Raw genomic sequence first — 15,343 nt, forward strand, 5'->3', positions numbered from 1 at the left:
GCCCGTCTCACCGCGGGCGAGTTGGCTGTCCGTATGACAGACAACACGACACAAAAGACCGTCCTGGTGCTCGGCGGCACCGGCAAGACCGGCCGCCGGATCGCCGAGCGGCTGACCGCCGCCGGATATCCGGTACGGATCGGCTCCCGCGGCGGCGAGCCGCCCTTCGACTGGGAGGGCCGCGCCACATGGGAGCCCGCGCTGCGCGGCACCGTCGCGGCGTACCTCGCGTACTACCCCGACATCGCCGACCCCGGCGCCGCCGCCACCCTCCGGGCCTTCGCCGAACAGGCCGTCCGGGGCGGCACCCGGCGGCTGGTGCTGCTCTCCGCGCGCGGCGTGGACGCGACCCTGCCCGCCGAGCGGGCCGTGGCGGTGGACGGCGCCGAGTGGACGGTCATCCGGGCGAGCTGGTTCTTCCAGAACTTCAGCGAGGGCATCCTGCGGGACGGAGCGCTCGGAGGCGAGATCGTCTTCCCCGCCGGGGACGTCAAGGAGCCCTTCATCGACGCCGACGACATCGCGGAGGTCGCGGTCGCGGCCCTGACCGGCGACGGGCACGCGGGGCGGATCCACGACCTCACCGGACCGCGGCTGCTGACCTTCGCCGAGGCGGCCGGGGAGATCGCCCGGGCGAGTGGCCGCGAGGTGCGCTACGTGCCGGTCCCGGCGGAGGAGTACGGGGCGATGCTGGGCTGCCACGGGCTCCCGGACGATCTGGTGGCCTTCCTGACCGAGCTGTTCGGCACGCTCCTGGACGGCCGTAACGCGCGGGTGACGGACGGCGTGCGCCGCGCCCTCGGCCGCGAGCCGCGCGACATCGCCGACTTCGCGCGCGAGGCGGCCGCGGACGGCACCTGGCTTAAGCGGGTAGCAGCTTGTCGAGGGTGATCGGCAGATCGCGCACCCGCACACCCGTCGCATGGTGCACGGCGTTGGCGATGGCCGCGGCCGTACCGACGATGCACACCTCGCCGAGCCCCTTGGCGCCCATCACATTGGTGTGCGGGTCCGTCTCGTCCACCCAGTGCGCCTCGACCGCGTGCACATCGGCGTTGGCGGCGATGTGGTACTGGGCGAAGTCCTGGTTGACCACATGCCCGAACCGCGGGTCCAGCACGCTGTGTTCGTACAGCGCCATCGACATGCCCTGCGTCATGCCGCCCAGCAGCTGCGAGCGGGCGGTCCTGGGGTTGATGACCCGGCCCACGTCGAACATCCCCAGCAGCCGCGGCACCCGGATCTCCCCGGTGTCCGCGTCCACCCGGACCTCGGCGAACTGTGCCCCGAAGCTGTGCATCGCATACCGCTCGGCGTCGGGGTTGGCGGGCATCTCGGCGGTGACCTCCAGACCGTCCGGCGGAACCACGTCGCCGTGCTCGGTCACCAGGAGCCTCCGCAACCGGCTCGCGGCCTCCGCGATCGACGAACCCCAGCTGTTGATGCCGGAGGAGAAGCCGGCCGGGGAGGCGTTCGGCAGGGTGGTGTCCCCGATGCGCAGCTCCACCCGCTCGACCGGCACGCCGAGCGCGTCCGCGGCGATCTGGGTGAGCGCCGTCCAGGTGCCGGTGCCCAGGTCGGCGGCGGCGATCAGCACCGTGCAGTGGCCGTCCCGTCCGATCCGGACCGTCGCCGCGTTCCCCGGGAGGCGCGGCGAGGGGTACGTGGAGGCGGCCACCCCGGTCCCGACCAGCCACCGCCCCACGCGGCGCGCCCGGGGCGTCGGATCGCGCCGCTCCCATCCGGCGCGGCGGGCGCCCTCGCGCAGACAGGCCACCAGATGGCGGCTGGAGAACGGCAGCCCGGACTCGGGGTGGACGTCCGGCTCGTTGCGGATGCGGAACTCCACCGGGTCCATGCCGCACGCGATGGCCATCTCGTCCATGGCCGACTCCAGCGCGAACATGCCCTGCGCCTCGCCCGGCGCCCGCATGATCGTCGGCACCGGGATGTCCAGCGGGGCCAGCCGGTGGGTGGTGCGCCGGTGCGGGGCGGCGTACATCAGCCGGGTGCACACGGCGGTCTGGTCGGCGTACCCCTTGGCCCGGGCGGTCTGCTCGACCACGTCATGGGTGACGGCGGTCAGCCGGCCGTCGGCATCCGAGCCGAGCCGAATCCGCTGGATCGACGCCGGACGGAAGCCCACCAGCGCGAACATCTGCTGGCGGGTCAGCGTGAACTTGACCGGCCTTCGTACGGTCCGCGACGCCATCGCGGCGAGCACCGCGTACGCGTGCGGATACACCTTCGAGCCGAAGCCGCCGCCGACGTGCGGGGAGACCACCCGCACCCGGCCCCGTTCGAGCCCCAGGGTGGCGGCGATCAGACCGCGGCTCATCGTGGCGCCCTGCGTGGAGCAGTACACCAGCAGCCGGCCGTCGGACCAGGTGACCACGGCGGTGTGCGGCTCCATCGGGTTGTTGTGGTACATCGGCGTGGTGTACGTGGCGTCCAGCACGGTGTGCGCGGCGGCCAGTGCCGTATCGGCGTCGCCCAGACGGCTGTCGGCGGGGGAGCCGTCCTGGAGTTCGCCGCCGCCCCGGCCGAACTGGGCCGCGTCCACCGGCTTGTAGAGGTCGTCCCGGTCCTCGCGCAGCGCCACGTCGGGCGGGCGCCGCTCGTAGGTGAACCGCACCAGGCCCGCCGCGTACCGGGCCGTCTCCGGGGTCTCCGCGACCACCGCACCGGTGAACTGCCCCCGCCAGGCCACCTCGTCGGACTGCAGCACCGCCAGCTCCGGATCCGTCACGGTCAGCCGCGGCGCGGTGAGATGGGTGAGCACGGCCAGCACCCCCGGCTCGGCCTCCGCGGCGGCCGTGTCCACCCCGGTGATCCGCCCGGCGGCGATGGTGGCCTGCAGCGGATGGAGGTAGGCGGGGTGCTCGACGGGCCACTCGTACGCGTAGGTGGCGGTACCGGTGACCTTCAGCGCGCCGTCGATCCGGCGCAGCGGCGCGCCGACCGCCCGCGGCCGCTGCCTGACCTCGCGGACCTCGTTCACCGCGCCACCTCCAGCAGATCGAGCAGCGTGGCGACGAGGGTGTTGCGGGCGAGCGCCACCTTGAAGGCGTTGCCCGGCAGCGGCTCCGCCTGGCTCAGCTCGGCCGCGGCGGCATCCCGGAAGCTGTCCCACGTCGCGGGAGCGCCGCGCAGCGACTCCTCGGCCTTCCACGCCCGCCACGGCTTGTGCGCCACGCCGCCGAGCGCGATGCGTACGTCGCGTACGGTCCCGCCGTCCGCGACGTCCAGCGCGGCGGCGACCGACACCAGCGCGAAGGCGTACGAGGTACGGTCGCGCACCTTGCGGTAGCGGGAGGTGGCGGTGAAGTCGGGCGGCGGCAGCTCCACGGCCGTGATCAGCTCCCCGCGCCGCAGCACCGTGTCCCGCTCCGGGGTGTCGCCGGGCAGCCGGTGCAGCTCGGTCAGCGGGACGCGCAGCTCGCCGTCCGGACCCTGGGGGCCTTGTACGCAGACCACGGCGTCGAGCGCCGCCAGCGCGACCGCCATATCGGAGGGGTGGGTGGCCACACAGGAGGGCGAGGCGCCGAGGATCGCCATGTCGCGCTGATGGCCCTCCAGCGCCGAACACCCCGACCCCGGCTCGCGCTTGTTGCACGGGGTGGTCACGTTCTGGAAGTACGCGCAGCGGGTGCGCTGCAACAGGTTCCCGCCGGTGGTGGCGAGGTTGCGCAACTGGCCCGAGGCGCCCGACAGCAGGGCCTGCGAGAGCACCGGATAACGCCGCCGGACCCGCCGGTCGGCGGCCAGATCGCTGTTCGGGACGGCGGCGCCGATGCGCAGGGACCCGTCCGGCAGCTCCTCGATCCGGTCCGAGGTCAGCCTCGTCACGTCGACCAGCACCTCGGGAGTCGCCACCTCCAGCCGCATCAGGTCCACCAGATTGGTGCCACCGGCCAGATACGCCGCCTCCGGCTCCTCGGCGAGCGCGGTCACGGCCGCCGCGACGGTGTCGGCGTGCTCGTAGCGGAAGGGCTTCATCGGCGCGCCCCCTCGTCCCGGTGTGCCACATCGGCGATGGCCGGGACGATGTTGGCGTACGCGGCGCAGCGGCACAGGTTTCCGCTCATGCGCTCGGCGATCTCCTCGTCGTCCAGCACCACGTCGGCGGCGTTCGGATCCTTGGCCACGGCGCTCGGCCAGCCCTCCGCCGCCTCGCGCAGCATGCCCACCGCCGAGCAGATCTGGCCCGGGGTGCAGTAGCCGCACTGGAACGCGTCATGGGCGATGAACGAGCGCTGGAGCGGATGCAGACCGTCACCCCCGGCGCCGTTCACGAGACCGGCGGCCGTGACGACGTCGGCGCCCTGGTGCGCCACCGCCAGCGCCAGACAGGAGAGGGCGCGGCGGCCGTCGAGCAGGATGGTGCAGGCGCCGCACTGGCCATGGTCACAGCCCTTCTTGGGGCTGGTGTTCCCCAGCCGCTCGCGGAGGGCGTCCAGCAGTGTCGTACGGGTGTCGACGGTGAGCCGGTGATCCGCACCGTCCACCCGGAGCGTGATCTCCACGTCCATGCTTCACATCATCGGACATATGTGCGCTGATCGCCTGTTCTTGCCTCAGTGCACCTGGGGCGCCGATGGCGCGGCGGGCCCGCCGCGCCATCGGCGCCACCGGCTCCGCGCGCTGTTCAGGACCGCCCTGCGCCGCCGTCGACGGACGTCAGCACGCCGTCCAGATGCGGCAGGTAGTGGTCCATCCGCTCCCGCTTGGTCAGCAGGTAGGGCAGGTTCTCCTCGCACGGCTCGATCAGCAGCGGAACCTGCTCGCTGATCTTGATGCCGTGGCGCAGCAGCGCCTCGCGCTTGCGCGGGTTGTTGGAGAGCAGCCGTATGGAGCGCACCTCGAGGTCGTGCAGCATCTCCGCCGCCACCTGGTAGTCGCGGGCGTCGTCGGGGAGGCCGAGCGCGAGGTTGGCCTCGACCGTGTCGAGACCCTCCGCCTGCAGCTGCATCGCCTGGAGCTTGGCCAGCAGGCCGATGCCCCGGCCCTCGTGGCCGCGGAGGTAGACGAGAATGCCCCGCCCCTCGCTCACGATGGCGCGCAGCGCCGCGGACAGTTGGTCGCCGCATTCGCAGTGCCGGGAACCGAAGGCATCTCCGGTCAGGCACTCGGAATGCACACGCGTCAGTGCGTCCTCGCCCTTGACGTCGCCGTATACCAGCGCGATCTGTTCGTCTCCGCGATTGTGGTCCTGGTACCCGAAGGCGAGAAAGTCGCCGTGCACGGTGGACAGCCGGAGATTCACCACTCGCTCGACATCCGACCGCCGAGCGCTGTCGACCAACACGCTATCACTTGCTGTCATGTTGCAACCCTATCTGGTAAACGCCGGGTGGCGTAGGGGAAAATTGCAAAGTCGGCCGGGTGACGGGCCGCACGTCCAAAGCAGGAAGCACGCAGCACGAAGAACGAAAGGCCCGTGGAACATGAGTGATTCGGAAACGCCGGAGCAGTGGGCCTCGGGGCTCCTGCCGCCGACGACCACCGAGGAGGTGCGGGCCCTGGGGGCCGGCGTCGCCGTCCTGCCCATCGGCAGCTTCGAGCAACACGGCGCGTATCTCCCGCTGGTGACGGACACGGTCATCGCCTGCACCATCGCCCGGGAGATCGCCGCGGCGTATCCGGTCCAGCTCCTCCCGCCCGTCACGGTGTCCTGCTCGCACGAGCACGCGGACTGGCCGGGCACCGTCTCCATATCCGCCGCGACCCTGTACTCCGTGGTGCGAGACATCGCCGGATCGTTGCGCCGCTCCGGTATCCGTTCGCTGATTCTGGTGAACGGGCACGGCGGAAATTACGTCCTGCGCAACATTGTTCAGGAATCCGCCGGCACCGGTACTCGCATGGCGCTTTTCCCGGGCTCGGCCGACTGGGACACGGCCCGCACCAGGGCCGGTGTCCTGACCCCGTCGTACAGCGATATGCACGCCGGAGAAGTGGAGACCTCCATCCTGTTGCATGCCCATCCCGAACTCGTCCGTCCCGGTTATGAAACCTCCGATTGTCTCGCCGACGACCGGAAGCATCTGCTGACCCTCGGTATGGCCGAGTACACCGAGTCCGGTGTCATCGGCCGCCCTTCCCTGGCATCCGCCGGTAAGGGAAAAGAACTTCTCGCCGCACTCACCGAATCCTTCGCCGAGTACCTTTCCGTGGTCGGCGGGTCCGCCGTCGGCGAGCGACAGGAAACGGAGACGCGATGACCACCCTGGACACGGCGCGGGCGTGGGAGCGCCTGCGTTCCATACGGTCCGTGGCCGAGGCCCGGGCCGCCGGGCTGGTGCGCGGCTCGGGCGGCGCGGTGCGCTGGCGGCCGGACGCCACCCCCGGCGCCGACGAGCTGGCCGACCGCTATCTGCCGCTCTGCCTGGCCGGGCCGCGGCTGACGATCGCCCAGCTCGGCCAGAGCCTCGACGGTTTCATCGCGACCCGCACCGGCGATGCCGACTACGTCACCGGCGAGGAGGACCGGTGCCATCTGCACCGGCTGCGCGCCCTTACCGACGCCGTGGTGATCGGGGCCGGGACCGCCATCGCGGACGACCCCCAGCTCACCGTGCGCGCCTGCTCCGGACCGCATCCGGTGCGCGTCGTCCTCGATCCGCACGGCCGGGTACCTCCGCATCGCCGGGTCTTCACCGACGGCTCAGCGCCGACCCTGTGGGTGGTGGGGGCGGACGCCAGGGACGGGAGGCCGGCGCCGGACGGCGTTGACGTACTGACCCTGCCGGACCGTGCCGCGTTCACGCCGCAGCGCCTGGTGGAGGCGCTTGCGGCGCGCGGGCTCGGCCGGGTGCTGGTCGAGGGCGGCGGCGTCACGGTGTCGCGCTTTCTGCACGACGGCGCGCTGCACCGGCTGTACGTCACCGTGGCACCGGTTCTGCTCGGCGACGGCATCCCCGGGCTGCGCTTCGACGGCACCCCCGTCATGCGCGACGCCCTGCGGCCCCGGACCCGCCGCACCCACCTCGGCGAGGACACCCTCTTCGAGCTGGACCTGGGGACGCCGCAGCCGGATGACCCACTGCCCGACCAGCACACACAGACCGGGCAGGCTCGCGGCGAAGGTGAGCACCCCGTACACGACGGCGACCGTCAGCCCCTGCGTGGCGCCCAGGCCCGCGGAGCCGAAGGCCCACGCGGTGACGCCCTCGCGGGGACCCCAGCCGCCGACGTTCAGCGGCAGCGCCATGGCGAGCAGGGCCAGCACCATGATGGGCACCAGCCGGGCCGCCGGGGCGGTTGATCCCGCCGCCCGCGCGGCCAGCAGGAACATCCCGAGATAGCCCGCCAGCACCACCGCGGACGAGATCACGACCCCCGGCCAGCTCGCGCGGGCCAGCAGCCCCCGCCGCGCCTCGGTGAGCGCGGCGCGCAGCGCCCGGCGCCCCCGCGAGGTGCCGGGCCTGCGGCGCAGCCGTACGACGGCCACGGCCCCGAGCCCGCACACCGCGAGCAGCGCGGGCACGGCGCCGGGCGTCGTGGCCACGGCGTGGACCACCCGCCCGGCCTCGGACAGGGCGAGCGAGGGCCGGGCGAACAGCAGCGCCACGCCGACCATCACCAGCACCACCTGACCCGCGGTCCGCTCCAACACGACGGCGCGCACGCCCCGGGCGACATCGCCCTCGGTCCGCCCGTGCCGTACGGCGCGGTGCACATCGCCGAGGACGCCGCCGGGCAGCGCCGCGTTGAGGAACTGGGAGCGGTAGTAGTCGGCGACGGCCTGGACCAGGGGCAGCCGGATGCGCAGCGCCCGCGCCACCACGCACCAGCGCCAGGCGCTGAAAACGGTGGTCAGCAGGCCAAGTCCGAGGGCGGCCAGCAGCGTGAGGCCGTCGATGCGCCGCAGGCCCTCCAGGAAGGCGCCGGTGCCCATCTGCCACAGCAGCACCGCGATGATGGCCGCTCCGGCGAGTGTGCCGAGCCGGGCCCGGAGCGTCGCGCTCATGACACCTCACCCGTCGGTCCGGGGCTCACCGGTGCCGGCCCGGGGTGCGCAGGGCGCGGCAGGGCGAGCAGGTCGTCGTGGTGCACCACCACCCGCAGCTCACCCGCCGCGCACTCCGCCAGCCGGCGCCGCAGATACGTCTCGGCGCGTGGTTCCAGTTCCGGCCGGTGCTCCACGGCCGCGCCCACCCAGCCCCGCAGCCACTCCGCCGCCAGCGCGGACTCCGCGGCGCTCAAGCGCCAGGGGCTGGCGTGCGTCCGTACCGTCGCGCCGTGCCGGGCGAACGCCTCGGAGGCCACCGCGACGGCGTCCGGCCCCAGCAGACCGGAGCGGCGCTGATGGGCGTTGAACGCCTCCGCGATCTCCGCGTCCAGCGGATCCTCCGGGGTCAGCTCGACCCGGCCCGCCACCGACAGCGCCAGCAGCACCGGACAACCCGCCCCGGCGCAGGCCGCGGCGAGCCCTTCCATCTCCTTAGCGGTGAGCACGTCCAGCAGCGCGGAGGCCGTCACCAGCGACGCACCGGCCAGATCGGCCGCGGTCAGCGAGCCCAGGTCCCCGCGGCGCGTGCGCACCGTGACCGGACTGCCGTCGGCGGCCGTACGGGGCGCCCGCTCGGCGGCCAGCTCCAGCAGAGCGGGGTCGTGGTCGTGCAGAACCCACTCCTGCGGGCCGTCCAGCCGGGGCGCCAGCCACCGGCCCAGCGAACCGGTGCCGCAGCCGAGGTCATGGATGACCATCCCGGTGGCCCCGGCCGGCCGGGCACGCAGCGGCTCCAGCAGTTCGGGCGCGCGGGCGGCGGCGTCCGCGCCCTCGCGCAACTCCAGCCACTCGGGCGCGTACTGAGGTGTATCGGTGGTGGTCACGCGGCCCTCCGGGGTTCGCGGCGAAGTCGTTCCAGCGCACCGGCCAGATCCGTGGCGGTCGTCTGCCAGCCGTCCAGCGCGGTGCGCCGGCCGCGGGCGGCCGTGATCAGCCGGCGGCGTACATCGGGGTCGCCCAGCCAGCGGCGCAGCGCCGCCCTGAGCGCGGCCGGGTCGTCCGGCGGTACCAGCAGGCCCGGCACACTGCCCTCCGGCGCGTACCCGAGCGCCTCCGGAATCCCGCCCACGGCGGTGGCCAGCACCGGAACACCGTGCGCCAGCGCCTCGGTCACCACCATGCCGTACGTCTCGGCGTAACTGGCGAGCACCAGCAGATCGGCACCGGCGAAGCTCGCCTCCAGCTCCGCGCCGCCGCGCGGGCCGGTGAGCCGCACCCGGTCGCCGAGCCCGGACGCCTCGATCAGGTCGCGGAGCCGGTCCACGTAGGCGGGGTCCTGGCCGAGAGCGCCGACGCACTCCAGCGTCCATGGCACATCGGTGACCTCCGCCAGCGCCTCCACCAGCCGGTGCTGGCCCTTGCGCGGGGTCACCGAGGCGACGCACAGCAGCCGCGTGCCCTCGTCCGTGCCGGACGCCTGCGGCGCCACATCGGCGCCGGGCGCGGCCACATGGACCCGGCCCGGCGCGAGCCCGTGGTGCGCCACCAGCCGGCGGGCCGCCCAGCCGCTGGTGGCCACGACCGCGGGCATCGCGTTCAGCGTCTTGCGCTCCAGCGCGTCCAGGTCGGCCGCCCGGCCGGGGGCCAGCCCCGTCTCCTCACCCAGCGGCAGATGCACCAGCACCGCGGGCCGCAGCCGTTCCGCCTCGGGAACGACGAGGTAGGGGACGGCGCAGGCCACCAGCCCGTCGAGCAGGACGATGCTGCCGTCCGCCAGCTCCGCCAGCAGCCGGGCCAGTTCCGCACGCGCCGCCGCACCCGGCTGCGGCCAGCTGCCCGCGATCCTGTGCTCGTGGACGTCCCAGCCGATGCCGGGCAGCTCCCGGCAGACCCGCCTGTCGTACGTATTGCCGCCGCTCGGCGTGGCCGGGTCGTCCACCCCACCGGGCATCACGACGTGCACCTCGCGCGCCGGCGGCGGGACGGCACCGCCGCCCAGGCCGATCAGGCTCCCCGGACTGCTCTCCACGTGCGCGGTCACAGGTCACGCTCATAACTCGCCCAGGCGACATGCGACTCGTGCAGGGTCACCTGGAGCCCGGACAGGCCGCGCGCGCCCTCGCCGAGCGCCCCGGCGTGCACCCGCTCCGCGAGCCGGTCGGCGATGACCTTGGCCAGGAACTCGGTGGAGGTGTTGATCCCCTTGAAGGCGGGCTCGTCATCGAGATTCCGGTAGTTGAGGTCGCCGACCACCGCGCCCAGCTCCTGGGTGGCCAGGCCGATGTCGACGACGATGTTGTCGTCGTCCAGCGCGGCGCGCCGGAAGGTGGCGTCCACCAGGAACGTGGCGCCGTGCAGACGCTGCGCGGGTCCGAAGACCTCTCCGCTGAAGCTGTGGGCGACCATCAGGTGATCGCGGACGGTGATGCTGAACAACGGCCCTCCCGGTCCGGCTGGCACATCTCGGCTTCTAGTACGGCCGATGCCTTCCCCGTGTTCAGCCCCAGCTCAGCCTTGTTCAGTCGGGTTTTCGCGCCGCGTTCCGCACCGCGTCACCGGCCTTCGTACCGCACCCGGTGGCACAGCCCCGGCAGGTCACCCGCGGCGATCCGGGACATCACCCCCGGCAGCTCATCGAACGCGCATTCCCCGGTGACCAGCGCGTCCAGCGCGGGGTCGGCGAGCAGTTCCAGCGCGAGCGCCAGCCGGTCCGCATAGCCGCGGCGGCCGCCCCGCGCCGGGGACACCGTCCCCACCTGACTGCTGCGCACGGTCAGCCGGCGGGAGTGGAACGCCTCGCCGAGCGGCACGCTGATCCGGCGGTCGCCGTACCAGCTCAGCTCGATGACCGTGCCCTCCGGGGCGAGCAGCTCCAGGGAGCGGGCGAGACCGGCCTCGCTCGCGCTGGCGTGCACCACCAGATCACGGTCGCCCTCGGCGTCCTCCGGCAGCGCGAAGTCGACGCCGAGCGCCTTGGCGACCGCGGCGCGCGCCGGGTCGGCGTCCACCAGCTGGACCCGCACGGCCGGATAGCGGGCCAGCAGCGCCGCGACCGACGCCCCGACCATCCCCGCCCCGACCACCGCGATCCGGTCGCCGAGCAGCGGCGCCGCGTCCCACAGGGCGTTCACCGCGGTCTCCACCGTCCCGGCCAGCACCGCCCGCTCGGCGGGCACCCCGTCCGGCACGGGCGTCACCGCGCTCGCCGGAACCACGTACCGCGTCTGATGCGGGAACAGGCAGAAGACCGTACGGCCCACCAGCTCCCGCGGCCCCTCCTCGACCACCCCCACATTGAGGTAGCCGTACTTCACCGGCCCGGGAAAGTCGCCCTCCTGGAACGGCGCCCGCATCGCGCCGTACTGGCTCTCCGGCACCCCGCCCCGGAACACCAGCGCCTCCGTGCCGCGGCTCACACCGGAGCACAGCGTGCGCACCACCACCTCGCCCTCGGCGGGCTCGGGCAGCTCTACATCCCGTATCCCGCCGTGACCGGGGGAGTTGAGCCAGAAAGCACGGGCGACGCGCTCCATCGGCGTCCTCCTGAAAGGTCGGGCGGAAACTCCGCGCTGAACAACGGGCCGCACATGGCGCTGAACAAACGGGGGACGCGCCACGTACGGGACATCATCAAGCCGCGCACACGCTACGCGGCACCAATCGACACTGTCACACAGCCGGAGGGGTGCCCGGTGGCGCTGAACCACACACACAACGCGAGGCTGTTGCGGCAGGAGACGGCCGCGGGGGCGGGCGTACAGCTCCTCCTGCTGACGCTCCTGGGCGCCTCGCTCGACCTGGGGCCCGCGGGCTGGCTCACCGGCCTCGTCTTCGCGGCCGTCACCTGGGCCGTGCTCACCCGCGCCGTCTCCCGCTCCTGGCTGTCCTCCTTCGGACCCGCCAACCGCGTCACCCTGGCCCGGGCCACCCTCGTCGGGGGCGTGACCGCACTGGTCGCCGACTCCTTCACACACCCGCCCCGGGTCGCGGTCCTGACCGCGCTCACCGCGGTGGCCCTGATCCTCGACGCGGTCGACGGCCAGGTGGCCCGCCGCACCGGAACCTCCTCAGCCCTGGGCGCACGGTTCGACATGGAGGTCGACGCCGTCCTCATCCTGGTGCTCAGCGTCTACGTCGCCACCGCGCTGGGCCCCTGGGTGCTGCTGATCGGCGCCATGCGCTACGCCTTCGTCGCCGCCGCCCGCTTCCTGCCCTGGCTGAGCGCGCCCCTCCCGCACAGCATGGCCCGCAAGACGGTGGCCGCGCTCCAGGGCGTCGCCCTCCTCGTGGCCGCCACCGGCCTCCTCCCGGCCCCCGCGAACCTCGCGGTCGTCCTGCTGGCCCTGACCTCGCTGGTCTGGTCCTTCGCCCGGGACATCGGATGGCTGTGGAGCACCGCCCGGGCCGACGCACGGACGGCCCCCGAGCGCCCCGTCGCCCGCGTCGCACACCTCGCCCGCCCGGTGCCCCGCGTGGTCACCGCCGACGACGGCGCGCTCCCGGCGCGCAGCGCGTGAGCGCCCTCCCGGTGCTCCCGATTCGGCGCGCCCTCACTCCTGCGACCAGCCGACGACGCGCACCTGCTCGGGCCGCTGCGGGCGAAGCCACGTGGTGATTCTGTCGTGGGGAATGCCGTGGAGGCGGGCCATGAGCACCGTGGCGTCGTCGTGGTGGCCGCCGGGATGCTGTCGCCGCAGGAGGGCGTCGCACGCTTCCTCCAGCGAAAGGTGGGGGACGGTGAGGCTGCGGCGCACGGCGGACAGTCCGTCCTCGATGTCCTCCTCGCGGGTCTCTACCAGGCCGTCGGTGCACATGAGGAGAAGGCTGCCGGGGTCGATGGACAGCTCGATTGTGTCGAGGGCGGTGCTTCCCACACCGATCGGCGCGCTGACGGGCACCTCCAGCAGTTCGTCCTCGCCGTCCGGGCTCACCAGGATGGGGGGAAGGTGCCCTGCGCTGGCGAAGGTGGCCCGGCGGGCGAGCGGGTCGTAGACGCCGTACAGACAGGTGGCCAGGATGGTCTGGTCGAGCCCCTGGGCGAACTGATCGAGGCGGAGCAGCAACTGCGCGGGGGGAAGGTCCAAGGTGGCGAGGGTTTTGACGGCGGTGCGCAGCTGGCCCATCGCCACGGCCGCGTGCAGACCATGGCCCGCCACATCACCGATGACCAGACCGACCCGGTGGCCGGGCAGCCGGATGGCGTCCAGCCAGTCGCCGCCCACCTGCGTGGTGCGGCTGTACGGGTGGTACCGGTAGGCGATTTCCACCCCGGGCAGATGGGGCGGCAACATGGGCAGGAGACTGCGCCGCAACACGGACGAGGTGGTGGCCTGGTGGTGGTAGAGGCGGGCGTTGTGCAGGGACAGGGCCGCCCGCTCGGCCATCTCCAGGCAGGCGGCCAGGTCCGCCGGGACGAACGCGGGGCGCCCGGGCTTGCGTCCGAAGACCAGGAAACCGAGGACCGAGTCCCGCACGGACAGCGGTACCAGCATGACCGAAGAGTCGGTGAGTACCAACCGCGCGGAGGGGCTGTCGAGCTCCGCCGGTAACTTCCGCAGCACGTCCCCGTCGACCCGGGTGATGAGGACAGGTTCGATGAGTGCGAGAAACCGGGCCATGGCCGTGCCGGACGGGTAGGCGAAGGTCTGCCCCGCCTGAAGCTCCTCCCCGTGCCTTGGGTCGCCATGGTGGACCGCGGCCACACGGTGCATCACCGAGGCGGCGTGCGGATTTCGTGCGATGGAGCCGTCTTCCGACGCGGTCACGTGATCGTGGAGATGGACCGAAGCGAAGTCGGCGAACCCCGGGACGGCCGAGGCGGCCAGGAGGCGGGCCGCGTGGCCGAGGTTCAACGTGGTGCCGATGTCGCTGATCGCCCTTCGCAGGAAGGCCAGCCTGGCCGCCTCGCCTGCCACGTGCGCGTCGGCCGTATCGTGCCGGTCGGGGACGATGCGGTTCGGAAGGCTGTGTGGTGCCTGCAACTAGGCCCCCTTGACGTGGTGTCGGGCAGCGGTGGCGCCCATGTGACGACGAGGAGAAAGGCGACCGACGCGCCATCCACAAAGGGCCCGGATCGTCCGACAAGACCTTATCGCCTGAATCGCTCCGAGATGGTCACTCAAAGGGGTGGTATCGCGGGGAGTGAGGTGACGCATGGGCTTCAGGAAGACTCACCCACGGTGCTGGTCACGGTCACTCGTCGAGGACCGCGACCAGCACGGACGCCTCATGTCGGACGGCAGGCTCGCCGCTCCTCGCGGCACGCCCCGGTGGCCTTGCCCGGGCGCTGCGTCATTGGACGGCGACGCTGATGGTGCCGATACCGCCTGCGCGCTGGTTCGCCGCTTCGGCTTCCTGATAGGTGACGTACTGGCGGACGGTGCCGTCCGGCAGAGTCAGTTGGTAGATGACGACGGTCTGAGGAGTTCCTCCACCGCAGTTGCAGGCCATGTCCGGGCTCCTTCCCCGTGGGTGTTCCTTCTGTCAGTCGAGCCACCTTCCGCAGGGGCATTACGCTGGGGCCCGAATGCCGGGCTGTCCCCCGTACTTGCACTGCGGGGGACAGCCCTTTTTCGCGCACGCTCACTTGAGGGGCACGGTCACACCGGCGGGATGCACGGCCGCAGGGTGCCCGTCGCGGTGACAGTGGCGCCGCCGACGACGGCTGTCGCCTGGTAGGTGGTGTTGACGATCTGCAGGAGGGTGAGGTTCACCGGGAGGGTAGCGGTGCCCGTCGCGTCGGTCGTCGCCGTCCCCACGGGCACACCGCCCACCAGGAACTGCACCGGGATGCCCGCGGCCGCCGGTGTCACCGTGGCCGTCAGCGTGGTCGGGAAGAGGGCCGGGGTGGCCAGGCTGATCCGCCAGCAGGCGGGGAGAGCCTGCAGCCCTCCCGGCGGCGTCGTCGTCCCGGGCAGTACGACGATGGGGAGGGGGAGGGAGGCTGTTCCGGTGCAGTTGCAGGCGGTGCCGGCGGGGGTGGCGGTGACGGTGGCGGTGGCTGTGGTGGCTCCGGGGTTGGGGAAGGTGACGGTTGCCGATGCCAGGCCGGAGGGGTTGGTGGTGGCGGTGCCGAGGGTGCCGCTGGGGCTGGAGAAGGTGACGGTGGCGCCGCTGACCGGGACGCCGTTGCACAGCACGAGGGCTTGGAGGGTGGTGGGCTGGCCTGCCCTGACCACGCCGGCCGGAGGCAGGAGCAGGACCGTGCAGACTCCCGGAGGCAGTACGACGATGGGGAGGGGGAGGGAGGCTGTTCCGGTGCAGTTGCAGGCGGTGCCGGCGGGGGTGGCGGCGACGGTGGCGGTGGCTGTGGTGGCTCCGGGGTTGGGGAAGGTGACGGTTGCCGATGCCAGGCCGGAGGGGTTGGTGGTGGCGGTGCCGAGGGTGCCG

14 protein-coding genes and 2 pseudogenes are annotated in these 15,343 nt (G+C 72.9%); 4 read left to right on the forward strand and 12 right to left on the reverse strand.

Annotated elements, in window-relative coordinates:
- The first annotated feature begins 33 nt into the window (after positions 1-33).
- Positions 34-891: an NmrA family transcriptional regulator gene (locus tag ACH4SI_RS15255; protein WP_398296174.1), complete on the forward strand. Its 858-nt coding sequence runs from the start codon at positions 34-36 to the stop codon at positions 889-891.
- On the opposite strand, the gene ACH4SI_RS15260 is transcribed toward ACH4SI_RS15255, so the two are convergent.
- From ACH4SI_RS15260 to ribA, 4 genes are all read right to left on the reverse strand, one after another.
- Entirely contained in the window at positions 863-3,001 is a 2,139-nt protein-coding gene (locus ACH4SI_RS15260) for a xanthine dehydrogenase family protein molybdopterin-binding subunit (RefSeq protein WP_398296175.1), read from the reverse strand. The two genes, ACH4SI_RS15255 and ACH4SI_RS15260, sit on opposite strands and share 29 nt — an antisense overlap.
- Complete coding sequence (locus tag ACH4SI_RS15265; RefSeq protein ID WP_398296176.1) at positions 2,998-3,999, reverse strand: FAD binding domain-containing protein; 1,002 nt, start codon at positions 3,997-3,999, stop codon at positions 2,998-3,000. The genes ACH4SI_RS15260 and ACH4SI_RS15265 overlap by 4 nt, the downstream gene beginning before the upstream one ends.
- Complete coding sequence (locus ACH4SI_RS15270) at positions 3,996-4,532, reverse strand: (2Fe-2S)-binding protein (RefSeq protein WP_398296177.1); 537 nt, start codon at positions 4,530-4,532, stop codon at positions 3,996-3,998. Before ACH4SI_RS15270 ends, ACH4SI_RS15265 begins: the two co-directional genes overlap by 4 nt.
- A gap of 116 nt (positions 4,533-4,648) precedes the next feature.
- Complete coding sequence (gene ribA / locus ACH4SI_RS15275; protein WP_398296178.1) at positions 4,649-5,326, reverse strand: GTP cyclohydrolase II; 678 nt, start codon at positions 5,324-5,326, stop codon at positions 4,649-4,651.
- A gap of 121 nt (positions 5,327-5,447) precedes the next feature.
- Between ribA and ACH4SI_RS15280 the strand changes: the two genes are divergently transcribed.
- Positions 5,448-6,224, forward strand: coding sequence for a creatininase family protein (locus ACH4SI_RS15280; protein WP_398296179.1), 777 nt, complete (start codon positions 5,448-5,450; stop codon positions 6,222-6,224).
- A pseudogene (locus tag ACH4SI_RS15285) lies at positions 6,221-6,877 on the forward strand (RibD family protein); the annotation flags it as partial. The gene ACH4SI_RS15280 and the pseudogene ACH4SI_RS15285, both read left to right, overlap by 4 nt.
- A 150-nt stretch (positions 6,878-7,027) precedes the next feature.
- Here the strand turns inward: ACH4SI_RS15285 and ACH4SI_RS15290 are convergent.
- From ACH4SI_RS15290 to ACH4SI_RS15310, 5 genes and pseudogenes are all read right to left on the reverse strand, one after another.
- Positions 7,028-7,972, reverse strand: a pseudogene (locus tag ACH4SI_RS15290) (lysylphosphatidylglycerol synthase transmembrane domain-containing protein); the annotation flags it as partial.
- Positions 7,969-8,838, reverse strand: a complete 870-nt coding sequence (locus tag ACH4SI_RS15295; protein WP_398296180.1) for a methyltransferase domain-containing protein — start codon at positions 8,836-8,838, stop codon at positions 7,969-7,971. The pseudogene ACH4SI_RS15290 and the gene ACH4SI_RS15295, both read right to left, overlap by 4 nt.
- Positions 8,835-9,905 (reverse strand): glycosyltransferase family 4 protein, encoded by a 1,071-nt coding sequence (locus tag ACH4SI_RS15300; protein WP_398296550.1) that lies wholly within the window; start codon positions 9,903-9,905, stop codon positions 8,835-8,837. The genes ACH4SI_RS15295 and ACH4SI_RS15300 overlap by 4 nt, the downstream gene beginning before the upstream one ends.
- Positions 9,906-9,991: 86 nt before the next feature.
- Positions 9,992-10,390: a 6-pyruvoyl trahydropterin synthase family protein gene (locus tag ACH4SI_RS15305; protein ID WP_398296181.1), complete on the reverse strand. Its 399-nt coding sequence runs from the start codon at positions 10,388-10,390 to the stop codon at positions 9,992-9,994.
- 116 nt (positions 10,391-10,506) lie between these two features.
- Positions 10,507-11,487, reverse strand: coding sequence for a zinc-binding alcohol dehydrogenase (locus ACH4SI_RS15310; protein WP_398296182.1), 981 nt, complete (start codon positions 11,485-11,487; stop codon positions 10,507-10,509).
- Positions 11,488-11,646: 159 nt separating this feature from the next.
- Here ACH4SI_RS15310 and ACH4SI_RS15315 point away from each other — a divergent pair, with 159 nt between their 5' ends.
- Positions 11,647-12,471 carry a CDP-alcohol phosphatidyltransferase family protein gene (locus ACH4SI_RS15315; RefSeq protein ID WP_398296183.1) on the forward strand — a complete coding sequence of 275 codons (825 nt, stop codon included), beginning with the start codon at positions 11,647-11,649 and terminating at the stop codon, positions 12,469-12,471.
- 33 nt (positions 12,472-12,504) lie between these two features.
- Here the strand turns inward: ACH4SI_RS15315 and ACH4SI_RS15320 are convergent, their stop codons facing one another.
- The 3 genes from ACH4SI_RS15320 to ACH4SI_RS15330 all read right to left on the reverse strand — a co-directional run.
- The gene (locus tag ACH4SI_RS15320; protein ID WP_398296184.1) at positions 12,505-13,935 is read right to left on the reverse strand and encodes a PP2C family protein-serine/threonine phosphatase; all 1,431 of its coding nucleotides are present in this window, start codon (positions 13,933-13,935) and stop codon (positions 12,505-12,507) included.
- Between the two features lie 310 nt (positions 13,936-14,245).
- A complete protein-coding gene (locus tag ACH4SI_RS15325) occupies positions 14,246-14,404 on the reverse strand; it encodes a hypothetical protein (protein WP_398296185.1) in 159 nt (52 codons plus the stop codon).
- Positions 14,405-14,553: 149 nt separating this feature from the next.
- Positions 14,554-15,343 (reverse strand): hypothetical protein (locus ACH4SI_RS15330; protein WP_398296186.1); only part of this gene is annotated, 790 nt, incomplete at its 5' end.

This window comes from Streptomyces sp. NPDC021212 (genome assembly GCF_044332925.1).
Lineage (GTDB): Bacteria > Actinomycetota > Actinomycetes > Streptomycetales > Streptomycetaceae > Streptomyces.